This window comes from Thalassospira sp. MIT1004 (assembly GCF_001858545.1).
GTDB lineage: Bacteria > Pseudomonadota > Alphaproteobacteria > Rhodospirillales > Thalassospiraceae > Thalassospira > Thalassospira xiamenensis.
This window is the reverse complement of the sequence record NZ_MCAO01000043.1, coordinates 85,948-110,799: the sequence shown is the minus strand read 5'-3', so window position 1 is coordinate 110,799 and position 24,852 is coordinate 85,948. Positions and strand designations below refer to the sequence as shown.

Below are 24,852 nucleotides of genomic sequence, written 5' to 3'. Positions count from 1 at the left end.
ACCGGGAGGAAAAAAACAAATGTTTGATCGCCTTAAAAAAGAACATATCGTCGCAGGGGACGATTTCAATCGCTGGAAAGTTCCGCCAGCATCCATCGCCATCCATCTTTGTATCGGCTCTGTCTATGCTTGGTCGATTTTCAACCCGCCACTGATCAAGGAATTCGGCGTGGTTGCGTCAAGCTCTGGTGACTGGGGCCTGCAATCTGTTGTCTGGATTTTCTCGGTCGCGATTGTATTTCTGGGGCTGGCCGCGGCATTCGGCGGAAAATGGCTTGAAGAAGTCGGCCCGCGTATGGTGGGTGTTGTTGCCGCATTTTGCTGGGGCGGTGGTTTCATCATCGGTGGCATGGGCATTGCGACCCATCAGCTTTGGCTGGTTTATCTGGGTTATGGCGCGCTTGGCGGTTGTGGCCTTGGGCTTGGCTATGTGTCGCCGGTATCAACCCTGATCCGCTGGTTCCCGGACCGTCGCGGCATGGCAACCGGTATGGCGATCATGGGCTTTGGAGGTGGTGCGATGATCGCAACGCCGATCAAGGAAAGCCTGCTTTCATTCTTCTATAAGGTGCCGGAATATCTTGGCCCGGAAAGTGCCGTGAACCTTGTCACCGAAGGCGGCAAGCGTATGGCCGAAGTCGGTGGCCAGATGGTCGAGGTTGTTGTGGCCGGTGCGGCACAGGTTGCGTCGGCGCCGGTGGCGATCGAGCAGGGTGTATATGTTGCGGGCACGGGCAATACCGGTGCGGCGGCGACCTTCTTTACGCTTGGCATTGCCTATTTCATCGTCATGGTCATTGCGGCGTTTTCGTATCGTGTACCACGCGAAGGATGGCTCCCGGCTGGCTGGACACCGCCGACCGCGGATACTGCATCCAAGCGCATGATCACCCAGAACAACGTTCATATTGATCAGGCCCTGAAAACCCCGCAATTCTATATGCTTTGGATCGTGCTGTGCTTTAACGTGACGGCAGGCATCGGGGTGATTGGCGTTGCCAAAACCATGATGAGCGAGATTTTCGGCAGCACCCTGCCGTTGGTGGTCAATTCCGGCTTTGCCGCGACCTATGTGTTCATGATTTCGGTCTTTAACATGTGTGGCCGGTTCTTCTGGGCGTCGATTTCGGACTATATCGGACGCAAGAACACCTACTACTGCTTCTTCATCCTTGGAATCATCCTGTATCTGTCGATCCCGTATGCTGCGGGTCAGGTCAGTGTGAACCCGGTCGTGACGTGGCTTGTGATGTTCTATGGCGCAACCATGATCATCTTCACCATGTATGGTGGTGGTTTTGCAACCATTCCGGCCTATCTGGCAGATGTGTTCGGCACCAAATATGTCGGTGGTATCCATGGTCGTCTTCTGACCGCATGGAGTGTCGCGGGCGTGCTTGGCCCGCTTGCCATCACCCAACTGCGTCAGACGTCGGTCGGCAATTCGATCAAGGAACTGGCAGCCAAGATCGATCCGACAGCGTTTCAGGCAAAGTTCGGTGCGGGTATGGAACAGCTTGATCCGCTGATTGCGGCCAAAACCGTGACGATTGGCCGTCTGATGGAAATCGCCCCGGCTGGGACGGTTGATCCGACGCCAAGCCTTTATAACACCACCATGTATGCCATGGCGGCCCTGCTGGTGATTGGCCTGATTGCCAACGCGCTGGTCAAGCCGATCCATGACAAGCATTACATGGAAACCGCAGCGGACCCCGCCAAACCGACCCCGACCGGTCGCGAGGCAACGTCTGAGGCGTAACGCCGAACCCCGGTGCCGGTCGGCTTTGGCCCTGACCGGTATACCACTGGGCCCGGGTATGTTTGTCTGTCCCCGGCCCCGCCTGGACATGATAGTGCATCAATGTCATGTCCGGTCCTGTTGCAGGATTAACCTTTCGGCTTTTATGGCCATTCGGGTTATCCTGCAATCAGGACACCCGCCCCGCAAATGGTGTCCATCAATCACATAAAGTGCGCCAACAGACGGGGGTTCCCCGAAAGGCGCCGGATACGCCATGATCGACAAACTCGAAATGTTTATCGTGCTTGCCAGAGAGCAGCATTTTGGTCACGCCGCCGAGGAATGCGGTGTGACACAGCCGACCCTTTCCAGTGCCCTGCGCCAGCTTGAAGACCATCTTGGTGTGGTGCTGGTGCGTCGTGGTTCGCGCTATCAGGGGCTGACGCCAGAAGGCGAGCGGGTTCTGGAATGGGCGCGCCATATTGTCGGAAGTTCGCGTTCGATGCGTGATGAAATGCGTGCGATGCGGTTCGGTCTGACCGGCCAGGTGCAGATTGCGGTGATCCCGACCGCACTTTCGATGGTGCATGAATTGACCACACCGTTTCGCGAAAAGCATCCCGATGTGACCTTTGCGGTACTGTCGCGGACTTCGACCGAAATTCAGGCGCTGCTTGATAATCTTCAAATTGATGTCGGAATTACCTATCTGGATAATGAGCCGCTTGGCCGTGTGACATCGATCCCGCTTTATTATGAGCGTTATCATCTTGTGACATCGAATTTCGATGATATCGGTGACCGCGAAAGCATCACTTGGCGGGAGGCGGCAGAGTTTCCGTTATGTTTGCTGACACCCGATATGCAGAACCGGCGGATTATCAATCAGCATCTGACCGAGGCAGGTGCGCGCGTTAATCCGACGCTTGAAAGTGATTCGATGATTGCCCTGTTTACCCACGTTCATACGGGGAACTGGGCCAGCATCATGCCGGTCAAGATGGTCAAGGAATTCAGCATGCGTGATCGGGTCAAATCGATCCCGATTGTTGATCCGGATGCGTCGCATCTTGTGGGTATGATCGCGGCAAAGCGCGAACCGGCAACACCGGTTGTGTCGGCATTGCTGAAAGAGGCAAAGAATATTTCTGAACTGGAGCCCGCCTGAGAGGGCTTGATAGGTTTTCGCTATCGCGTAACGGGATGGCTTTATTGAACCGGCGTTGGCAATCACCGACACTGTTAAGAATAACAAAGAATTCAATAGACTGCTAAGTGAGAGAGGCTTGCATGTCTGCGACAGAGACGACCGAGGAAATATCCGTCCGGGTTGGTACCATTTGTGATGGTCTGGCCGGACTTGAAGGGCCGCTTTTGCCGATTCTGCATGAAGTGCAGGAGGAATTTGGCTTTATTCCCGAAGGCGCGCTTCAAACCATTGCCAAGAAACTGAACCTTAGTCGGGCGGAAGTCCACGGGGTTGCCAGTTTCTATCATGATTTCCGAGAGGAAAAACCGGGCAGGCATGTGATCAAGATTTGCCGAGCGGAAGCGTGCCAGTCGATGGGCGCAGACGATCTGGGTGATCATGCGAAGCGCAAGCTTAAAGTCGATTGGTCGGAAACGACCGGCGACAAGAGTGTGACGCTGGAGCCGGTCTTCTGCCTTGGGCTTTGTGCCTGTGCACCGGCGGCCATGGTGGATGGCAAGGTTGTTGGCCGGGTAAACAAGGATCGTCTTGATCGCATCCTGAGCGAGGTGGGATCATGACAATCAAGATTTACATCCCGCTTGATTCTGGTTCTGTCGCCCTTGGTGCGGATGACGTGGCAAAGGCCATTGCCGCCGAGGCGATCAAACGCGGTGAAGATGTGAAGATCGTGCGTAACGGTTCGTTTGGCATGTATTGGCTGGAGCCGATGGTTGAGGTCGAAACATCGCGCGGTCGTCTGGCCTATGGCCCGGTCGCGGTCGAAGATGTCGACAGCCTGTTTGACGCCGGTTTCCTGAACGGGAGCGATCATAAACGTTTCCTTGGCCACACGCAGGATATCCCGTTCCTGAAGGCGCAGACGCGTCTGACCTTCCAGCGGTGCGGGATTATCGATCCTGTGTCGCTTGACGATTACCGTGCCAATGACGGGCTTAAGGGGCTAGAAAATGCCCTTGGGATGACGTCCGAGGATATCGTCAAGGCGGTTACGGATTCAGGCCTTCGCGGTCGCGGTGGTGCCGGTTTCCCGACGGGTATCAAATGGAATACCGTGCGTCAGGCGCCCGGTGATCAGAAATACATCGTCTGTAATGCCGACGAAGGCGATAGCGGCACATTTGCTGATCGCATGATCATGGAGGGCGAGCCGTTCGTCCTGATCGAAGGGATGATCATTGCCGGTCTCGCGACCGGGGCGACCAAGGGATATGTCTATACCCGGTCGGAATATCCCGATGCGATCCGCATCATGAACGAAGCGATAGAAGTCGCACGAGCAAACAAACTGCTGGGTCCCAAGGTTCTGGGATCGGATTACGCGTTCGACATGGAAGTCCGCATGGGGGCGGGGGCCTATGTCTGCGGCGAGGAAACCTCGCTTTTGAACAGCATGGAAGGCAAGCGGGGCGTTGTCCGCGCCAAGCCGCCCCTTCCGGCCCTTGAAGGGTTCATGGCCCGACCGACAGTTGTTAACAACGTTATCTCGTTGTGCTCGGTGCCGGTGATCCTTGAAAAGGGTGCGGAATATTACCGTGATTTCGGCATGGGCCGTTCACGCGGAACCATTCCGATTCAGATCGCGGGCAATGTCAAACATGGCGGCCTTTATGAAACGGCCTTTGGTCTGACATTGGGCGAAATCGTTGAACAGATCGGTGGCGGTACGGCAAGCGGTCGCCCGGTCAAGGCGGTTCAGGTCGGTGGTCCGCTGGGCGCGTATTTCCCACGCGAACTGTTTGACACACCATTTGATTACGAGGCATTCGCCAAGGCGGATGGTCTGATCGGTCATGCAGGTGTCGTCGTGTTTGACGACAGTGTCGACATGATGAAACAGGCCCGTTTTGCCATGGAATTCTGCGCGATTGAATCATGTGGCAAATGCACACCATGCCGCATCGGGTCAACACGTGGCACCGAAGTTGTCGACAAGATCGCACGCGGCGAAGATCCCGAAATGCAGAAGGAACTTCTGGCCGATCTGTGTGAAACGATGAAGTTCGGGTCGCTGTGTGCGCTGGGCGGATTTACGCCCTATCCGGTAATGAGCGCACTGACCCATTTCCCTGATGATTTCAAGCCCCATGCGCTTGATATAGCCGCGGAGTGAGAGCGATGTCCTTGATACAAGAAGTCGACTACGGAACCCCCGCCGCGAAATCCGAAAAGACTGTTACGATCAATGTTGACGGATTTGATGTCACTGTGCCCGAAGGCACGTCGATCATGCGGGCTTCAATGGAGGCGGGCATTCAGGTGCCGAAGCTATGCGCGACCGATATGGTCGATGCGTTCGGTTCATGCCGTCTGTGTCTGGTGGAAATCGAGGGCCGCAATGGCACCCCGTCATCCTGTACGACCCCGGTCGCGGATGGCATGGTTGTTCATACCCAGACCGAAAGATTGAAGAAAATCCGCAAAGGCGTGATGGAACTTTATATTTCCGATCACCCGCTGGATTGCCTGACCTGTGCGGCGAATGGTGACTGCGAATTGCAGGATATGGCCGGTGCGGTTGGCCTGCGCGACGTGCGTTATGGTTATGATGGAGGCAACCACGTCAAGACCCGCCAGAATGGTGAGGAAAACCCGCGCTATATGGCCAAGGACGAGAGCAACCCGTATTTCACCTATGACCCGTCGAAATGTATTGTCTGTTCGCGGTGTGTGCGTGCGTGCGAGGAAGTGCAGGGGACTTTTGCCCTGACCATCGAGGGGCGCGGGTTTGAAAGCCGGGTGTCGCCGGGCATGCATGAAAACTTCCTGGATTCAGAATGCGTGTCCTGTGGTGCCTGTGTTCAGGCCTGCCCGACGGCAACGCTTCAGGAAAAATCGGTGATCGAAATCGGTCAGCCGGAACATTCGGTCGTCACTACCTGTGCCTATTGCGGGGTCGGCTGTTCGTTCAAGGCGGAAATGCGCGGCGATGAGTTGGTGCGCATGGTGCCGTACAAGGATGGCAAGGCCAACCGCGGGCATTCGTGCGTTAAGGGGCGGTTTGCTTATGGCTATGCCAGTCATAAGGACCGTATCCTGAACCCGATGATTCGCGAAAACACGTCTGATCCGTGGCGCGAAGTCAGTTGGGAAGAAGCCCTTAGATACACGGCGGACAAGTTCCGTTCGATTCAGGCAAAATACGGCAAGGCCGCGATTGGCGGGATTACGTCATCGCGTTGCACGAACGAGGAAACCTTCCTTGTGCAGAAGCTGATCCGGGCCGGGTTTGGCAATAACAACGTTGATACGTGCGCGCGCGTCTGCCATTCGCCGACCGGTTATGGCCTGAAAACCACATTTGGGACATCGGCCGGGACGCAGGATTTTGACAGTGTCGAACATACCGATGTGGTGATCCTGATCGGGGCAAACCCGACGGACGGGCATCCTGTTTTTGCGTCGCGCCTTAAAAAGCGGTTGCGTCAGGGGGCGGAGCTGATCGTGATTGATCCGCGTCGTATTGATCTGGTGCAGTCGCCGCATATCAAGGCCGCCGCCCATCTGGCATTGCGTCCGGGGACGAACGTTGCGGTTCTGACGTCGCTTGCGCATGTGATCGTTACCGAAGGCCTGTTTGACGAGGCATTCATTCGCGAACGGTGCGACTGGGATGAATTCCAGGATTGGGCGGCGTTTGTATCCGATCCACAAAACAGCCCGGAAGAAGTCGAACGCCAGTCGGGTGTTCCGGCAGAAACCGTGCGCAAGGCGGCGCGTATTTTTGCGCGCGGTGGCAATGGCGCGATCTATTACGGGCTTGGCGTGACCGAACATAGCCAGGGATCAACCACGGTAATGGCGATTGCCAACCTTGCAATGGCGACGGGTAATATCGGGCGTCCGGGCGTGGGTGTGAACCCGCTGCGTGGGCAGAACAACGTGCAGGGTTCGTGTGATATGGGATCGTTCCCGCATGAATTACCGGGTTATCGCCATATTAGCGATGATGCGACGCGCGACGTGTTTGAAAAAATCTGGGGCGTCAAACTTGATGACGAACCGGGTCTTCGCATTCCCAACATGCTTGATGCCGCTGTCGAAGGCACGTTCAAGGGTATTTATATTCAGGGTGAAGACATCCTGCAATCGGACCCGGATACCAAGCATGTTGCCGCCGGTCTTGCGGCGATGGAATGCGTTGTGGTTCATGACCTGTTTTTGAACGAAACGGCAAATCATGCGCATGTGTTCCTGCCCGGTTCGACCTTCCTTGAGAAGGATGGGACATTTACCAATGCCGAACGTCGTATCAACCGTGTTCGCAAGGTGATGAGCCCGAAAAACGGCTTTGCCGATTGGGAAGTGACCCAGAATCTGGCGCGTGCGATGGGGCTTGATTGGAGCTATACCCATCCGTCGCAGATCATGGATGAAATAGCCCGCACCACGCCAAGCTTTGCCGGGGTCAATTATGATCTTCTGGAACGCGAGGGTTCGGTTCAGTGGCCGTGCAATGAAAAGGCACCGTTGGGTACCCCAGTGATGCATATCGACGGGTTTGTGCGCGGCAAGGGCAAGTTTGTTGTGACCGAATATGTTGCGACTGACGAGCGTACCGGTCCGCGGTTCCCGCTATTGCTGACCACCGGGCGTATCCTGTCGCAATACAATGTTGGGGCACAAACCCGCCGTACAGCAAACAGCGCATGGCACAAGGAAGACCTGCTGGAAATCCATCCCCATGATGCCGAACAGCGTGGCATTCGCGAAGGGGACTGGATCCGTCTGGCCTCGCGGTCGGGTGAAACGTCGTTGCGAGCAACGATTACCGACCGGGTTGCACCGGGGGTGGTTTACACGACCTTCCACCATCCGGGCACACAGGCCAACGTGATCACCACCGATTATACCGACTGGGCGACCAACTGCCCGGAATACAAGGTTACCGCGGTTCAGGTCACGCCGAGTAACGGGCCGACCGAATGGCAGGTGGAGTATGACAAGCAGGCTGAACAGTCACGCCGGATCCTTCCACGTGTCGATGCGGCCGAATAGGCGCGAAATGTTGCCCGGTTTCATGATAGGATCGTGTCATGAAACCGGGTGTTTTCGTCCGTAAAATCAAGAATTCCGGCGGGAGATTAAACGTTAATGGAACCTGACAAACTCGTCTATATGGCCAATCAGATCGCGACCTTTTTCACATCAAAACCCCACGCCGAAGGGGTCGAGGGGGTGGCCGGGCATATCAGCGATTTCTGGGAACCGCGCATGCGCAAGCAGCTTTTTGACATGATCGAAAGAGGCAATGGCGGTTTCCATCCGCTGGTGATCGAAGCCGTCCCATTGATCCGCAAGGTCAAACAACCGGCGTGACAGCAAAAATGACATCGGCAAATCGCATCATTGATGGCCGTGACCATGATCCGGCGCGTGCCGTGACGCGCGGCGATGGCACTGGTGATGCACCGATGATCCTGCAGCCGGAAATCCCGGCGGCACTGACGTTCAATGGCACGTCCCACGCGGTAATGATGGTGTCGCCGCACGATCTTGAAGATTTCATGATCGGGTTTGCCCTGTCCGAAGGCATTGCCGATCATGCCGGGCAGATCAATTTGCGTGATGTGCGGAAAACCTTGCAGGGTTATGTGATCGAGGCCGATCTGGATGAGGATATTCTGGACCGGCTTGCAATCCGTAAGCGCACTCTTGAAGGGCGTTCGGGTTGCGGGCTTTGCGGGGTGCAGTCGCTTGAGGCGGTGGCGATGGACCGGATCGGTAAGGTGACGCCTTCAAATATGCCACAAGACATCGTGCTTGGTGCGATTGACGCCCTTCCCGATCAGCAGACACGCAACCGCGAAGGCGGCGGTCTTTTGCATGCCAGTGCCTTTGTCGATGCGACTGGCTCCATCCGCATTGTGCGCGAGGATATCGGGCGTCACAATGCGCTCGACAAGGTTCTGGGTGCTGTGGTGCGTCAGGGTGTTGATAAAGCCGGTGGTTTCATCCTTATGACCAGCCGCTGTTCATATGAAATCGTCACCAAAACCGTGCAATGCGGGGTGGGCGGACTTGTAACCCTTTCGGGACCGACATTAACCGCGGTCAATCTGGCGCGAAAGGCGGGATTGACGATGATCTGCCGCGAACGGCGCGGGTTGTTCCGGCGTTTTGCCTAAGCCAAATCAGGCGGAATCCCGTTCGACAATTTCAAATCCGATATCGATGCAGTTTTTTTGCAGCGGCTTTTTGTCGATGCGTGCCATTAAGGCTGTCGCCGCCTGAGAGCCCAGATAAGCCCGGTCAACGTGAAGCGATGTCAAACTTGGTACTGTGAAAGCGGCAAAATTCTGGTTCCCAAAGCCGATCACTGCAATGTCTTCGGGGATGCGCAGATTGCGTGTCTGTGCTTCGATGATGACCCCATGCGCCAGCAGGTCGGAGCTGCACATGACAACGCCGTTCTTGAAGCCCTCATCAATAGCCTGTGCAAGCGATTTTCGTCCCAGTTCCAGACTGGCGGGACTATCTAGGCATATCTCTTTGACGGGATTGTTGCCTAGCTTGCGAAAGGTTTCGCAGAAAGCATCCTTACGTCGCAGCGCACGTTCGTCGGCGGCCGAAATGGCCAGCGCATTGCGATAGCCCTTTTTATGCGCAAACTTCGCGGTTTCCTCGCCCGATTTTGCATGTGAAAAGCCAACACAGGTATCAATCGGGGATTCCGTCATGTCCCAGATTTCAACAACCGGAATTCCGGAGCCCAGAAGCATCCGTTTGCATTTTGCCGAATGATTGATCCCGGTCATCATGATGCCATCGGGACGGCGGCTTAGCATGGTTGCGAGGACCGATTCTTCTTCTTCCATCGAAAGGCCGGTTTCAGCAGTCAGAACATGATAGCCATGCCCACGCATCACCTGAATGAAATGCTTGATGAATTCGGAATAGGCGAAGTTGGTGATGGACGGGATCAGGGCAACAATCAGGTGACTTCGCTTGGATGCCAGAGCCCCGGCGACCATGTTTGGTACATAGCCGGTCAGTTCGATTGCATCTTTGATGCGTTGAAGTGTCTTTGCGGAGACTTTGGACGGATCGTTAAGGGCACGCGAAACCGTCACCTGCGACACACCGGCAAGTCGCCCGACAGATTCCATCGTTACGGTGCCCGAATGGTGTTCTTTGTTCTGAGACATTGTGTGCGATGTTTCGTTTTTCGGCAAAACGGTTTCTCTGTTGAAGTCATTTTGTGAAGGCGCCCTTGGCATCGGCTTGATCCGAGGGCACCTGCACATTGGCATCACTGGATGGCAATCGCGTTTTATCTTAATTGCCAGATGCCGTCAGGTCCCGTTTCTTTTTGTGAGAAATTGCAACCGAGAACCAGACGGAAAGTGCAATCAGTATCCACAACAGAACCGCGATCCAGCTTTTGGTGAAGAAGATCGAGAGCGTACCAAACGATTCAATGCTTTTGACGAAATAGATTTCCGCCGACGGACCAAGGATAAAACCGATGATGAAGGGGGCGATTTCCAATCCGATTTTATGGGCAAAGTAGCCAAATAAACCGAATATCAACAACGTCCAGACATCAAACATCACGCCGTAATTGATGGTGTATGCGCCAACAACGCACATCATCAAAATGATCGGAAACAGGATGTTTTTCGGGATCATCACCACCTTGGCGATGTGCCGGATGGCAAAGATCATGACAATCAGCATCACGATGTTTGCTGCAAGCATGGCAACAATCATCGCATCCCAGGTTACCGGATTGTTGCCGATAAACAGGGGGCCGACCTGAATGCCCTGCAAGGTGAAGGCACCGATCAGGATGGCGGTTGTCGAATCACCGGGAATGCCAAGCGAAAGCAACGGTACCAGCGCGCCGCCGGTCAGGCCGTTATTCGCACTTTCCGATGCCATGACGCCGGAAGGTTCGCCTTTGCCAAAGCGTTCCGGATTTTTTGAAAAGTTTTTTTGCTGGCTATAGGCCAGGATCGACGCGGCACTGCCGCCGACACCGGGCAAAATGCCCACAAAAGTACCAATCCCCGAAGATCGTATCAGGTTGACGAACTGACCTTTGAAGACGGAAAAATCGAAACGTTTGCCTTTGCCAATCTTGACCGATGAAAGACCTTTTTCGTCCTTCATGCCACTTTCGGCTTCGATCAGGATGGTCGACAGGCCAAAGATCCCGATCAGTACCGGCAGCAGCGAGAAGCCACCTTCAAGGTAATATTCCAGAAATTCCGGTACCAGGCGCAATTCGCCATTGCCGCCGCGCGAAATATCGTAGGCACCTATCAGGCTAAGGAAGATACCAAGCACGCCACTGAAAACGCCAACGAGCATGTTGCTGCTTAGTGCTGCCATAACGGTCAGCGCAAAGAAGATGATCAGGAATTTTTCAACATATGAAAATTTGATCGCAAAGTCGGCAAGTGCGGGGGCAAAGAAGAAGAGTGCCGCCAGACTGATGATGCCGCCGACAAAAGATGAAATGACTGCGATCCGAAGGGCGCTTTCACCGTCGCCCTTTTGGGTCATGGGGTAGCCGTCAAATGTGGTGGCGATTGAGGATGGCGTTCCCGGGATATTCAAAAGAATAGCCGGAACAAGTCCGCCCGAAATGCCGCCAACATAAAGACCCAGCAAAAGGGCCAGACCGTTTTCCAGACCAAGGGAATAGGTCAGCGGTAAACACACCGCGACCGCCATGGTTGCCGTCATTCCGGGGATCGCACCAAAAATGATGCCGATCACCGTGCCGGATGCAACCAGGGTAAAGAAGAACGGCGTTAAAATGGAAAGAAAATCCATATCAAATCTCTCGTGTCGTTCTTGGCTTAAGGAAGCGATATGTTGAAAAGTTCCGACAGCAGGTACCAGACAACGCTCGGTGCTATCAGGGCATTCAGGCCCGCGATCAGCAGATGCCGCTTATCGCGCTGCTGCAGGTAAAGCACGCTCATGGCAAACAGGTAGGGGATCGAACAGATATAAAACCCGAGGCCGGTATTCGGATAAAAGTCGCCCACCCATGGCATGGCGATGAAATAAAGAACGGTACCGGCGAGGGTTCCGAAAAAACGCATATGGTCAATTTTGGCCGGCCACCAGGGGACGGAGCCAACCGTTGCCAAAATCGCGCGACTGCGCGTTGCCAGTATCGCAACCAGTAAAATGCCAAGCACAATGGCAACGATGGTTGGAAATACCGTGTGCGATGTATCGAAATCAATGGACACTGATAAAAGCGATTCCAGTGACATGAAGTATCTCCTTCTTATCCCGCGCTGCCCAATGTGCTGAAAACGTGTCGGTTTTAGCGGCGGGCACGGTTGTCGGGATAGTCTTCATCTGTCGATGTTCCTGTTGGCCCGGCAGATGGCCGGGCCAACAGGGAATGGCTAGTTCGTTGAAATCGAAGAGATGATTTTCCGGATGGTTTCGCTTTTACCTTCAAGATAGGCAGAGGCTTCTTTCGATGGCAGGAAGTTCGGAATGAAGAAGGAATTCTTCTGGGTTTCCTGAATTTTGCCTTCGGCATAGATTTCGGCAAGGGCATTGTCGATGGTTTCGACGATTGCCGGATCCATGTCTTTGTTGAAGAGGAAGAAGAACTCTTTATCAAAGGTGAAGTCGTTCGTGCCGTCCATCGTGACGCTTACATTCGGTGTGGTGTAGCCGAGCAATTCTTCGCTGGTCGTGTTGCCCATGCCTTCCGGATTTGCCTGTTTGATGGTTTTTTCACGGGCTGTTACCCAGATGAAACGCATCGCTTTCTGGTCGTCCTGCGGAAGCTGGGTGAACTGTTCGTTTGCCTGTACGGAGCCGTTGATCACATCGGCCTGACGATCAAATAGAAGCTGGTTTTTATCTGCCTGCGAACCGGTATTGACGGCGACGATGTTTTCTTCAGCGCCCGGATACATGATTTTTGCTGCGTTTTTCATCGCAGAAAGACCGATTTCCGAAACGCCACCAGCCTGAATGGCGACGCGAATGCGCTGTCCGGCAGCCGCAGCGGCAAAAACGTCTTCCATTGATTTGAATGGAGAGTCTTTCGCGACAAGGTATGCGTTGCCCGGATTGATCGAGACGGTGGCACCGACATTGTATTTTTCAAAAATATTGTCGTAACCGCGAACGCCATAAAGGTTGCCCATATAGGCACCGTCATGGAACATCATAAGCGTCGTGCCACGTGAATCGCGATCAAGTGCCTTGAAGGCTTCGCTCACACCAACGGCATCAACCTTGACGTTGATATCGAGTTTTTTCGAAAGTGCTTCGGCGATGATTGCGCTGTTCTGATAGGTGTCGCCACCGGTTGACTTCGAGCCGATGACCAGTCGAACGTTGCTTGGCAGGTCGGCTGCGTTGGCAAGAGACGGTGCTGCGAGCATGGCTGCAAGCCCGACGGCAGTGGCGAGGGTTTTGAAAAGTCCGGTCATTGTTTCCTCCCGAATGACGCGATCCTGAATAAGGGCTCCTTGCCCGAGATGCCCGGCCGGGGTGGTTCCCGATAGGCCTGCGCTTTGCTTGTTCTTGTTATTGTTGCCTGTAAAATTCCAAGCTTAATGAAAGCGCATACATAAATTCATACAAGTCGATTTAACTTCTGTCAATCTCGGAATATTTGGTCTTTTTGTATAAGCTTCACACGGGAAAATACCTGTAAGATAACTTGACAACATTGATGTGTATGCGCATACATGGCATCATAAATGAAATTGCATTGTTCTGTCGGGTTTGCATGTGCATAGTCACCCGGCAGGGCAGATACACGGGAGGAACGCCATGTCCGAAAAGCAAAAAAAATCTGCCGAAGACTTTAGAAGCGCGCGCTGGTTTGCGCCCGACGATCTGCGTTCGTTTGGTCACCGTTCGCGTCTGATGCAGATGGGGCTTGATCCGGAAGACTGGACAGGTCGCCCGGTCATCGGAATTCTGAATACCTGGTCGGAATTGAACCCGTGCCACGCTCATTTCCGCGAACGTTCCGGTGACGTCAAAAAAGGCGTGCATCAGGCGGGTGGTTTCCCGGTCGAACTTCCGGCGATTTCGGTTGATGAGTCTTTCACCAAGCCGACCTCGATGCTGTATCGCAACCTGCTGGCGATGGAGACGGAAGAGCTGATCCGTTCGCATCCGCTCGATGGTGTGGTTTTGATGGGCGGTTGCGACAAAACCACGCCGGGTCTTGTCATGGGTGCGATTTCGGCGGGTGTGCCGATGATCTATCTTCCGGCTGGCCCGATGTTGCGGGGGAATTATGCCGGTAAAATCCTTGGTTCCGGGTCGGATGCGTGGAAATACTGGGATGAACGCCGTGCGGGTAACATCAGTGACGAGGAATGGGTGGGGGTCGAAGGCGGCATCGCACGTTCTTATGGTCATTGCATGACCATGGGCACGGCATCGACCATGACCGCGATTGCCGAAGCCATGGGGCTTTGCCTTCCTGGCGCGTCGTCGATCCCGGCACCGGATGCCGGTCATATCCGTATGTCGACCCAGTGTGGTCGTCGTATCGTCGATATGGTCTGGGAAGATCTGACGCCTGAAAAAATCGTCACCCCGGCGTCGGTAAGAAATTCTGCCGTTGTTGCGATGGCGACCGGCTGTTCGACCAATGCGGTGGTGCATCTTCTGGCGATGGCGCGCCGTGCCAGCATTAAGCTTGATCTTGATGATCTTGACGCTCTTGGCCGTACCACGCCGCTGATTGCCAATATCCGGCCGTCGGGCAAGGGGGATTACCTGATGGAAGATTTCTTCTATGCCGGTGGTCTGCGCGCCCTGATGGCGGAACTTGGCGACAAGCTTGATACAAGCGTTACGACGGTGACCGGCAAGACGCTTGGCGAAACGCTTGAGGGGGCGACGGTTTATAACGACGATGTCATTCGTCCGCTGTCTAACCCGGTCTATCACGAAGGATCGCTTGCCGTGCTGCGCGGCAATCTGTGCCCGGACGGGGCGGTGATCAAACCGGCCGCCTGTGATGAACGGTTCCGCAATCATCAGGGGCCTGCACTTGTATTTGACAGCTACCCGGAAATGAAAAAGGCGGTTGATGACGAAAATCTTGATATCACGCCCGATCATGTGATGGTTCTACGCAATGCCGGGCCGCTTGGCGGGCCGGGATTCCCGGAATGGGGGATGCTGCCGATCCCGAAAGCGCTGATCAAGCAGGGGCATCGTGACATGTTGCGCATTTCGGATGCGCGTATGTCGGGCACGTCTTATGGGGCGTGTGTGCTTCATGTTGCGCCGGAAAGCTATATCGGCGGGCCGCTCGCCCTTTTGAAAACCGGCGATATCGTGAAGCTTGATCTTGATAACCGTCGTCTGGACATGCTGGTGGATGAAGATGAACTCGAACGGCGTCGCGCGGCTTGGAAAAAGCCCGAGGATCGCTATCAGCGCGGTTATGGCTGGATGTTTGGCAAGCATGTCACCCAGGCCAATGAAGGCTGTGATTTCGACTTCCTGTCGCCCGACTTCGGCAAAACCGCCGGTGAGCCGGATATCTTCTGATCCGCCGGTTGGTTGATCCGGCAATGATCGATGACAAACTGGTGGCGCACCCATCGCGCCACCTCCAACAGAATTCAGGGACTTTGACCAATGGCACTTTCCAAAGCCGATTTGCGTGGCGTGCTGTCCGGGATTTCCGGCATTCTTGTTACGCCTTATGATGAAAACGGCGATGTCGCGCCGAAAAAACTCTCCCCGATCATTGATCGTGCGCTGGCCGCGGGTGTCCATTTTCCGGTGGTAAACGGCAATACCGGCGAATTTTATGCGCTGACTACGGACGAGGCCATCGCCATGGCCAGATCGGTTGCCGAAATGCTTGATGGTCGCGCGCCGATGCTGGCCGGGGTGGGGCGTGGCATTCGCGATGCGGTTGCATTGGCAAAGGCATCGGCGGACGCCGGTGCCGAGGCGCTTATGATCCATCAGCCACCAGATCCCTTTGTCGCGCCGCGTGGTGTTGTCGACTATCTTAAACGCATTGCCGATGCGTCGGATGGTTTGCCGATGATGCTGTATCTTCGCAACGATACGATTGGCACCAAGGCGATTGCCGACCTATGTGCAGTTGAAGGTGTTGCCGGTGTCAAATGGGCGACGCCAAATCCGATGAAGCTGGCCGAGGCGATTTCAGCCTGCGATCCTGATATCGTCTGGGTTGGCGGGCTTGCCGAAGTCTGGGCGCCGACCTTCTATGCGGTGGGCGCGCGCGGCTTTACGTCGGGTCTGATCAATGTGTGGCCGGAACGTTCGATGGCGATCCATGCGGCCCTTGAAGGCGGCGATTACGAAACCGCCCGCAAACTGATTTCGGAAATGCGGGCATTTGAAGATGTCCGAGCCGAAGAAATGAACGGTACCAACGTGACCGGGGTTAAATCCGCGTTGCAGATTCTGGGCAACGATTGCGGACCGACGCGCCCGCCATCAGCTTGGCCCCTGACGCCTGCGCAGCATGACAAGCTTGTCGTCTTCATGCGCGAAAACAAACTCGTGAAATAAGCGCCGGGATATCCCCGCGTAAAGGAGGCACCAATGTCCTATAACCTGACAGGAAAACATCTGATTGCTGGCCAGTGGGTCGCAGGCGAGCAGACCTTCCAGTCCGAACCAGCCCATGGCCCGGCCAATACTTTCCCGGTCGGCACCCCGGCCCTGGTCGATCAGGCTGCCAGGGCCGCCGAAGACGCATTCTGGTCCTATGGCTATTCCACCCGCGAAGAACGGGCTAAGTTCCTGAATAGGATCGCCGATGAAATCGATGCCCGCGGTGCGGAAATCACCGAAATCGGTACCCAGGAAACCGGCCTGCCGGAAGCGCGCTTGAATGGGGAGCGCGGTCGTACGGTTGGCCAGCTTCGCCTGTTTGCCAGCCATATCCTTGCCGGTGATTATCTGGATCGCCGTCATGACGAAGCGCTTCCGGATCGCGCCCCCCTGCCGCGTCCGGACCTGCGTCTGATGCAGCGCCCGATTGGCCCGGTGGCGGTGTTTGGTGCGTCGAACTTCCCGCTGGCATTCTCGGTCGCTGGTGGCGATACCGCCGCCGCCCTTGCAGCCGGTTGCCCGGTCGTGGTCAAGGGCCATTCGGCCCATCCGGGTACCGGCGAGATTGTTGCGCAGGCGATTGATGTTGCGGTCAAGGCATGTGGCATTCATCCCGGTGTGTTCAGCCTGATCCAGGGTGGCAAACGCGATGTCGGCCAGAGCCTGGTGCAGCATCCGCTGATCAAGGCGGTCGGCTTTACCGGGTCGCTGGGCGGTGGTCGTGCATTGTTCGATCTGTGCGCGCAGCGCCCGGAACCGATCCCGTTCTTTGGCGAGTTGGGCTCGGTCAACCCGATGTTCCTGCTGCCGAACGCCATGAGTGCGCGCACCGAAGAACTCGCCAGGGGCTGGGTCGGGTCGCTGACCATGGGGGCAGGGCAGTTCTGTACCAATCCGGGGATTGCGGTTGTCCTTGACGGTCCGGATGCCGATGCGTTCGTCGCAACCGCCAAGGCGGGCCTTGGCGATGTGGCGGCGCAAACCATGCTGACCGATGGTATGGCTGATGCCTATCGCAGTGGGGCGAAACGCATTGCCGCGACATCAGGCGTCAAGGAAGTCCTGACCACGTCATGTGATCTTCGCAATGCGACGCCGTATCTGTTTGAAACCAGCGGTGAAAACTGGCTGGCCAATCATGTGCTGGGCGAGGAAGTGTTTGGGCCGCTTGGGCTTGTTGTCCGGGTCAAGGATATTGCCGAAATGCAGGCGATTGCCAGGGCGCTTGAAGGTCAGCTGACCTGCACGATCCATATGGATGGCGGGGATGCGGCGGATGCGCGTTCGCTGTTGCCGATCCTTGAACGCAAGGCGGGTCGTATTCTGGCCAATGGTTTCCCGACCGGGGTTGAGGTTTGCGACACCATGGTGCATGGCGGGCCGTACCCGGCATCGACCAATTTCGGGGCGACGTCGGTTGGCACCCTGTCGATCCGTCGCTTCCTGCGTCCGGTCTGCTATCAGAACATCCCGGCGGATGTCCTGCCCGCTGATCTGGCCTGATCGCCTTTCATTGATTTGCTGGGGTGATCGCACCCCGGCGTACTTACGGAGTTAAGATAATGAGCGATTATGTCCTTGGAGACGCGACGCGCGAGAAGCTTAAACGGGTCAGCACGGCATCGCTTTGCACCGCCCTTTTTAAACGCGGCCTTCGGAACCAGTTTATTCAGGAGGTTGGCCCGGTTGCGCCAAAAGGCGAGAACATGGTCGGGCAGGCCTATACCCTGCGCTATATCCCGGCACGTGAAGACCGCAACCCGATCGAGGTTTTCCGCGATCCTAACCATCCGCAACGTGTAGCGGTTGAGCAATGCCCGGCTGGTCATGTTCTGGTGATGGATAGCCGCAAGGATGCCCGGGCGGCATCGGCGGGCTCGATCCTTGTAACCCGTCTGGTGAAGCGCGGCGTTGTCGGTATCGTTACCGATGGTGGTTTCCGCGATGCGGAGGGTATTGGCAAACTTGATATTCACGCCTATCACAACCGTCCGTCGGCCCCGACCAACCTGACCCTGCACGAGGCCTATGACCTTAACGTGCCGATCGGGTGTGGCGATGCGCCGGTTTTCCCGGGGGATGTTCTGGTCGGGGATAAGGATGGCGTTGTTGTCATTCCGGCCCATCTTGCCGACGAACTGGCCGAAGAATGCGCAGGCATGGAGAGCTTCGAGGACTTCGTTCTGCAAGAAGTTCTGGCCGGCAAGCCGATCATCGGCCTTTATCCGGCGACCAAGGACGAAACCAAAGCCAATTATGAGGCATGGCGCAAAAAAACGGGTCGCTGATCCCGTTATGCTTTGCTGAATATCGCGTAAAGCCGCCCCGTCTCGGGCGGCTTTTTGCATTTCGGGTCTAGCCAAGTGATCCGGTCAGTTTGCCGGTGGATTGGCGAACATGCTTTCGTCATGGCGCAAAAGGCTTTGGCCGATTGCACCCTGCAATGCCAGATCCTTGTCCCACGGCAGGTGGATGATCTTGGGCCCGTTACGCAGTTCCGGCACCTGTGCCTCGCGAAGGCCACGTTCGATTTCGGGTTCCATCAGATCGTAGGCCCGTGCGCCGGAACCGGTGATCAGGATGCGTTCCGGTCCCAGAAGGGCGATCAGATTGGCAATGCCATATCCGAGTACCTTTCCGGCGTGGCGGAACAGATCGGCAAGATCTTCGTGGCCGTCACGTGCCCGTTTGACCAGATCCATCATCTGTTTTTCGCTGGGATGCAGGTTGTTGGCATCGGGCATATCAATCAGGCCACTGGCATCGCGCAGAATGGCGTAATCCCCGATATAGGCTTCGATACAACCGCGTCGTCCGCAATTGCAAAGCGGGCCATCGGGTTGATATTTCATGTGACCGAATTCGGCGGCAGCGCCAAAATGGCCATTATACACCGCCCCGTTCAGGACAAGCCCCATGCCGACGCCGTAGCCTAGCATGATGACGGCAAAATCACCATTGCCGCCAAGATCGTTATTCTGGGTGATGGCAGTTGCAATGCAGTTAGCATCGTTTGACATCTGTACAATGCCGCCAAAGCGTTCGCGCAACGGTTTGGTGATTGCGATATGTCGATTGCGAAGGGCCGGTGACCAGATGATTTCGCCGCTGTTGCTGTCGGCAACGCCCTGAATGGCGATACCGATCCCGATGGGCGGGTTTGGTGCAATGTCGCGGTTATCGGAAATGAACTGATCAATCAGATCGCAAAGTGTTGTCACCAGCGATGTTTCATCAAGATCACGTGTGTTGATGCTGTGCTGGATGCTGCGTTCAATCTCGCCCTTGAAATTGCCCAGTGCGATTTCAACCAGATTGATCGTTAGTTTAACGCCAACCACACAGGCCGCGCCGGGCACAAGATCAAGTAGAACCTTGGGGCGGCCGCGTGTAGCGCTTTGGCCGTTATTGCCATTTGTGCCGTTTGGTGCGCCTTGTGTTTCCTTTACCAGCCCCTGGGCAATCAGATCGGCGGTCAGCGATGTTACTGTCGCCGGGCTTAATCCGGTGGCGTTGCCGATATCGATACGGGCGGCAGGGCCATGAATACGCAGAAAACGCAGAATGGCAATCTGGGATGGCTGGCGTGGGGTATCGTGATCGGTTCGACGGCTCATCGGCGGGGCCTGTTATTCTGCAAGGCGGGATCGGAACCGGGGGCAAACCCGGTTCCGGATAAGGGCATGTTTTTTATCGTTTTGGCAAGCTGGTGATGCGGCGGGTTAAAGCAATCCACGTGCGGCCAGATTGGTCATCAGTGCCGTAATGCCAAAGGTCCATGGCGCAATGGTATCGGACCGCTCGACCTGATTGCAAAGCTTGCCGAGGCAGGGGGTCGAAATGGTAACGAGATCGCCCATTTCGTGGGTGAAGCCCTTGCCAGCACCACCACGATCATCGGTGGGCGCAAACATGGTGCCCAGAAACAGCATGAAGCCATCCGGATATTGATGATGTTTGCCGCATGCCTGTGCGGCGAGGCTTTCGGGTGAACGGCTGATCTGGCTCATGGAGGATCCAGCATCAAGGTGATAGCCATCCTGCCCGTCGACCGCCATTTTAAGATCGGCCTGCTTGACGGTTTCAAGCGTGAAATTACCATCAAAAATGCGGATGAACGGCCCGATGGCGCAGGAGCCGTTATTGTCCTTTGCCTTGCCCAGAAGCAGGGCGGAGCGGCCTTCGACGTCGCGCAGATTGACATCATTGCCAAGGGTGGCGCCGACGATTTTGCCCTTTGAGCTGACAGCCAGAACCACTTCGGGTTCCGGGTTGTTCCAGTTTGAAATCGGATGCAGGCCGACATGCGCGCCATGACCGACGGCGGACATCGGCGGGGATTTGGTAAAGATTTCCGCATCCGGGCCAATCCCGACTTCAAGATATTGCGACCATGCGCCTTTGGCGATCAGGACTTCCTTGATGTCGGCGGCCTTTTTCGATCCCGGTTCGATTTGCGACAGGTCATCGCCGATGATGCCGGTGATTTCGGTGCGAATCAGATCGGCCTTGCTGGCGTCCCCACGCGCCTGTTCTTCGATCACACGTTCCAGAAGGCTTGCGACAAATGTCACGCCACTGGCTTTGATCGCCTGAAGGTCATTGGGGCTGAGCAGATGAAGGGTTTGCGATCCTGCACCGGGTTTTGATGCGGCAACAATGTCATCCAAAGTACCCACCAGCGGGAAACCGGACGGATTGCGAAGCTGCGATACCAGGTCGTCGCGTTCAAGAAGCTGACTTATGGTTGGGGCCAGTTTGCTGATATCGCGAAGGTTGCCCTGATCGACAACAACCGGGGTTGGGCCGGAAACGCGCGGGTCCCAGACGCGACCAACCAGAATGGCATTGCCATGATCGTCGGGCAGGATGTCGCTTGCGGTATTTGTGAAGTCGATAGTCATTGAAGGGCCTCTTTGTTCGGGGCGTTGGTGGCACCCGGTCCGGCAAGATGCAAAAGATGATCGGGCATTTTGCCCAGAATGATCATTCCAAGAACGTCATCATGGGTAACATCTTTGGTCGGGACGGTGCCGACCAGCTTGCCGTTCTTCATAACATGCAAACGATCAGACAAATCAAACACATCATGAAGATCGTGACTGATCAACAAAATACCGAGACCGTCACGTTTTAGCTGATCAATCAGTTCACCGACCATGCGGGTTTCATGCACGCCAAGGGCGGCACAGGGCTCATCCATGATCAGAACGCGGGCTTCGAACAAAAGGGCACGCGCAATTGCCACCGATTGCCGTTGCCCGCCCGAAAGTGCAGAAACGGGGGATGTGAATTTATGGAAATTCGGGTTCAGGCGATGAAGCACTTCACGCGCCTTGTGTTCCATCGCGGCATCGTCAAGAAAGCCAAATTTATCAACGATTTCACGGCCGAGAAACAGGTTCTGCGCGGCATCAAGATTATCGGCAAGGGCAAGGTTCTGATAGATGGTTTCGATATTGTTGTCGCGCGCATCGCGGGCGTTTTCAATCTTGGCTTCGCGGCCATCAACAATGATCTGGCCGGTGTCGGCCTTATATGCACCCGAAAGCACCTTGATCAGGGTTGATTTGCCAGCGCCATTATGACCCAGAACGCCGACGACTTCGCCGGGATAAAGATCAATGGAAACCCCATCGACCGCCTTGACCCCGCCAAAGCTGATATGGATGTCGCGCATTTCGACCAGCGGGCTTTGACCGGTTTTGATATCGTTCATTTCCCCATACTCCTAACTGGTCGGGTCGCTATAACGACGATGGAAATATTTGTCGCTGAACACGGCAAGGACAAGCACAAGGCCGATGACGATGCTTTGCAGTGATGTATCAACACCCAGAAGCGCCATGCCGCTTTGCAGGCTTTGCATCACAAGGGCACCGATCAGTGCGCCATAGATGGTGCCGACACCGCCGGCCAGCGACGTTCCGCCGATCACAACCGCGGCAATCACGCGCAATTCGTCAAGCGTGCCAAGGTCATTGCCCGCCGATTGCAGGCGTGCCGATGAAATCGCCGCACTGATCGCGCACAGAACTCCCATCAGGGCAAAAACCGCAACCGTCATGCGTTTGACGTTAATGCCTGCCAGTTCGGCGGCCTGTGGGTTGCCGCCCATGGCGAAAACGTAGCGCCCGAACCGGGTGCGTTTGGCAACGATGGTCAGAACAATCGCCACAAGGGCAACAATCAGAAGCGGAATCGGAATGCCGTGCGAAATCATAAGGTTTTCCGGCGTCACCGGAATACCGCGATCTTCAAGAATGCGTTCGGCTGCACGTTCGGGTAGATGATAGGCGTTCAATGTGATGATCGCCACCAGAACCAGCCCGGCCTTGATCAGTGTATTGGTATATTCCGCCCAGATCGGTTTGACCGGGAACTGGAAGGAAAGCCTGCGGCGACGTTCCATGATGGCGGCATAGATGATGGCGACAATGGAGATGGCTGCGACAATCCAGCTCCAGGTTGCGCCAATCGTGCCTTCGATCCCGCCGCCCAGCAGCATGAAATTGTGATCAAGCGGGGCAACAGTACGCCCTTGCGTGACCCACCATGCCGCCCCGCGCCAGACCAGAAGCCCGCCCAGGGTCACGATAAAGGCCGGAACGCCAAGATAACCAACGGCAAGCCCCTGTATGCCACCAATTGTCGCCCCGATCACCAACCCGACAAGAAGGGTGATGATCCATGTCATCGGGTGGTTGTATTCAAGGAATTGCGGCAGGATGTCGGATTGCACGACACCCATGATCATCGCAAGAACACCCAGTATCGCACCGACCGAAAGGTCGATATGGCGGGTGACGATAATCAGCACCATCCCGCACGCCATCACGGCAACGGATGCCGTCTGAACCGACAGGTTAAAGATATTGCGCGGGGTGATGAAGCGTCCGCCGGATGCGATGTCAAAGCCGATCCAGATAACCAGAAGCACAACGGCGAGCCCCACAAGGCGGCGGTCGACTTCCATCTTGGCAAGTAGTCTTGTCATGTAAAATGCTCGTCAGGCAGCGGGGCCGGTCGATCAGATGCGGCCGGCCCCGGGGTTTAACAAGGTCGGAGGGAGGAAACCTGCCTAGTTACAGGCAGCGACCTTGCCGCTTTCAACCCCTTTGCAGACGACGTCCTTGGATACCCAGCCCGCGTCGATCACAAGATCAAGCTTGTTCTGGGTGATCGCGACCGGATCAAGGAAGTAGGACTTCATGGTGACACCGTTCGGGCTGTTCCAATCCTGGGTTCCTTCGACGTCACCCAGTTTGGTGCCTTTTGCCAGTTCAACCGCGATTTCGGCCGCGCGCTGTCCCAGAAGGCGGGCATCTTTCCAGACCGAAACCGTCTGGGTGCCAAGCGCAACACGGTTAAGGGCGGCGTGATCGCCATCCTGACCGGAAACCGGAATGCCTTGCATGCCCTGTGCGGAAAGGGCGGCCACAACGCCACCCGCCGTGCCGTCATTCGAGGCGACAACGGCGTCAACCTTGTTATCGGCAGCAGTCAGGAACTGTTCCATGTTGCGCTGGGCGATGGCTGGCTGCCAGCTATCGGTATAGGCTTCGCCGACGACCTTGATGTCGCCGCTATCGATTGCCGCCTGAAGGATTTCAAGCTGCCCTTCATGGAGGATATTGGCGTTCGGATCGGTTGGTGCGCCTTTGATGAATACGTAATTGCCTTTCGGCTGTTGGGTAAACACGGCTTCGGCCTGAAGACGGCCGACTTCCTTGTTGTTGAAGGTAATGTAATAGGCGTTCGGGTCTTCGATCAGGCGGTCATAACCAACCACCGGAATGCCTTCATTGATCGCCTGCGTGACTGCAGCACCAATGGATGAGGAATCCTGTGCCAGAACGATCAAGGCATCTGCGCCACGCGAAATCAGGCTTTCGATATCGGAAAGCTGTTTGGAGGGCGAGCTTTGGGCGTCGGCGCTGATATATTGTGCGCCAGCTGCTTCAAGCGCCTTCACAATGGCGGCTTCGTCGGTTTTCCAGCGTTCTTCCTGGAAGTTCGACCAGCTGACACCAACGATCAGATCGTCGGCAAAGGCGTTAGCGGAAAACAGCACGGCACCGGCCAGTGCGACCGAGGAGAGGAGTTTTTTCATCTGTTTCTTCCCTGAATGATATGTGTCTTGCAGTGACATTTATTTTTGTTGTCGAAAAAATGTTGACGCCTTCGATCCGTCCTGTCAAATTTTTTTTAATGAACAAATTAAAAATCTCGCTTATTACGCTCAAATCCACCGTTAATCCGCATCATTGGTTGATTTCAGGCGGATTTGAGTTGGTGCAGTGCAGCATTTAATTTGATAGTGAAAAATAAAAGATGA

20 protein-coding genes are annotated in these 24,852 nt (G+C 55.6%); 11 read left to right on the top strand and 9 right to left on the bottom strand.

Annotated elements, in window-relative coordinates:
* Positions 1-19: 19 nt before the first annotated feature.
* From BC440_RS16555 to fdhD, 7 genes are all read left to right on the top strand, one after another.
* Entirely contained in the window at positions 20-1,762 is a 1,743-nt protein-coding gene (locus tag BC440_RS16555) for an OFA family MFS transporter (RefSeq protein ID WP_139192135.1), read from the top strand.
* Between the two features lie 256 nt (positions 1,763-2,018).
* Positions 2,019-2,912 carry a LysR family transcriptional regulator gene (locus tag BC440_RS16550; RefSeq protein ID WP_071240624.1) on the top strand — a complete coding sequence of 298 codons (894 nt, stop codon included), beginning with the start codon at positions 2,019-2,021 and terminating at the stop codon, positions 2,910-2,912.
* Between the two features lie 122 nt (positions 2,913-3,034).
* On the top strand, positions 3,035-3,514 hold the full coding sequence (locus tag BC440_RS16545; protein WP_071240623.1) for a formate dehydrogenase subunit gamma: 480 nt from the start codon (positions 3,035-3,037) through the stop codon (positions 3,512-3,514).
* Positions 3,511-5,067: an NADH-quinone oxidoreductase subunit NuoF gene (locus BC440_RS16540; protein WP_071240622.1), complete on the top strand. Its 1,557-nt coding sequence runs from the start codon at positions 3,511-3,513 to the stop codon at positions 5,065-5,067. The genes BC440_RS16545 and BC440_RS16540 overlap by 4 nt, the downstream gene beginning before the upstream one ends.
* A 5-nt stretch (positions 5,068-5,072) precedes the next feature.
* Positions 5,073-7,952, top strand: a complete 2,880-nt coding sequence (gene fdhF / locus BC440_RS16535; RefSeq protein ID WP_071240621.1) for a formate dehydrogenase subunit alpha — start codon at positions 5,073-5,075, stop codon at positions 7,950-7,952.
* A 96-nt stretch (positions 7,953-8,048) separates the two neighbouring features.
* Positions 8,049-8,273 (top strand): formate dehydrogenase subunit delta, encoded by a 225-nt coding sequence (locus BC440_RS16530; protein ID WP_071240620.1) that lies wholly within the window; start codon positions 8,049-8,051, stop codon positions 8,271-8,273.
* Positions 8,274-8,281: 8 nt separating this feature from the next.
* Entirely contained in the window at positions 8,282-9,082 is an 801-nt protein-coding gene (fdhD, locus tag BC440_RS16525) for a formate dehydrogenase accessory sulfurtransferase FdhD (protein WP_071240619.1), read from the top strand.
* 6 nt (positions 9,083-9,088) lie between these two features.
* On the opposite strand, the gene BC440_RS16520 is transcribed toward fdhD, so the two are convergent.
* The 4 genes from BC440_RS16520 to BC440_RS16505 form a co-directional block, all read right to left on the bottom strand.
* Positions 9,089-10,102, bottom strand: a complete 1,014-nt coding sequence (locus BC440_RS16520; RefSeq protein ID WP_037992670.1) for a LacI family DNA-binding transcriptional regulator — start codon at positions 10,100-10,102, stop codon at positions 9,089-9,091.
* Positions 10,103-10,232: 130 nt separating this feature from the next.
* Complete coding sequence (locus tag BC440_RS16515; protein ID WP_071240618.1) at positions 10,233-11,738, bottom strand: tripartite tricarboxylate transporter permease; 1,506 nt, start codon at positions 11,736-11,738, stop codon at positions 10,233-10,235.
* 26 nt (positions 11,739-11,764) lie between these two features.
* On the bottom strand, positions 11,765-12,190 hold the full coding sequence (locus BC440_RS16510; protein ID WP_007090598.1) for a tripartite tricarboxylate transporter TctB family protein: 426 nt from the start codon (positions 12,188-12,190) through the stop codon (positions 11,765-11,767).
* Positions 12,191-12,328: 138 nt separating this feature from the next.
* On the bottom strand, positions 12,329-13,375 hold the full coding sequence (locus BC440_RS16505; protein WP_037992808.1) for an ABC transporter substrate-binding protein: 1,047 nt from the start codon (positions 13,373-13,375) through the stop codon (positions 12,329-12,331).
* A 346-nt stretch (positions 13,376-13,721) separates the two neighbouring features.
* Here BC440_RS16505 and araD point away from each other — a divergent pair, with 346 nt between their 5' ends.
* From araD to BC440_RS16485, 4 genes are all read left to right on the top strand, one after another.
* Positions 13,722-15,467, top strand: coding sequence for an L-arabinonate dehydratase (gene araD / locus BC440_RS16500; protein ID WP_071240617.1), 1,746 nt, complete (start codon positions 13,722-13,724; stop codon positions 15,465-15,467).
* Positions 15,468-15,557: 90 nt separating this feature from the next.
* Entirely contained in the window at positions 15,558-16,469 is a 912-nt protein-coding gene (locus BC440_RS16495; protein ID WP_071240616.1) for a dihydrodipicolinate synthase family protein, read from the top strand.
* A gap of 33 nt (positions 16,470-16,502) precedes the next feature.
* Complete coding sequence (locus BC440_RS16490) at positions 16,503-18,017, top strand: aldehyde dehydrogenase (NADP(+)) (RefSeq protein WP_071240615.1); 1,515 nt, start codon at positions 16,503-16,505, stop codon at positions 18,015-18,017.
* Between the two features lie 59 nt (positions 18,018-18,076).
* Complete coding sequence (locus BC440_RS16485; RefSeq protein WP_071240614.1) at positions 18,077-18,802, top strand: ribonuclease activity regulator RraA; 726 nt, start codon at positions 18,077-18,079, stop codon at positions 18,800-18,802.
* 84 nt (positions 18,803-18,886) lie between these two features.
* On the opposite strand, the gene BC440_RS16480 is transcribed toward BC440_RS16485, so the two are convergent.
* From BC440_RS16480 to xylF, 5 genes are all read right to left on the bottom strand, one after another.
* The gene (locus BC440_RS16480; protein WP_037988569.1) at positions 18,887-20,131 is read right to left on the bottom strand and encodes an ROK family transcriptional regulator; all 1,245 of its coding nucleotides are present in this window, start codon (positions 20,129-20,131) and stop codon (positions 18,887-18,889) included.
* A gap of 105 nt (positions 20,132-20,236) precedes the next feature.
* Positions 20,237-21,418 carry a fumarylacetoacetate hydrolase family protein gene (locus BC440_RS16475; protein ID WP_071240613.1) on the bottom strand — a complete coding sequence of 394 codons (1,182 nt, stop codon included), beginning with the start codon at positions 21,416-21,418 and terminating at the stop codon, positions 20,237-20,239.
* Positions 21,415-22,233: an ATP-binding cassette domain-containing protein gene (locus tag BC440_RS16470; protein WP_071240612.1), complete on the bottom strand. Its 819-nt coding sequence runs from the start codon at positions 22,231-22,233 to the stop codon at positions 21,415-21,417. The genes BC440_RS16475 and BC440_RS16470 overlap by 4 nt, the downstream gene beginning before the upstream one ends.
* Before the next feature lie 12 nt (positions 22,234-22,245).
* Positions 22,246-23,511: a sugar ABC transporter permease gene (locus BC440_RS16465; protein ID WP_202965941.1), complete on the bottom strand. Its 1,266-nt coding sequence runs from the start codon at positions 23,509-23,511 to the stop codon at positions 22,246-22,248.
* Between the two features lie 84 nt (positions 23,512-23,595).
* Positions 23,596-24,627: a D-xylose ABC transporter substrate-binding protein gene (gene xylF, locus BC440_RS16460; protein WP_071240611.1), complete on the bottom strand. Its 1,032-nt coding sequence runs from the start codon at positions 24,625-24,627 to the stop codon at positions 23,596-23,598.
* Positions 24,628-24,852 lie beyond the last annotated feature (225 nt).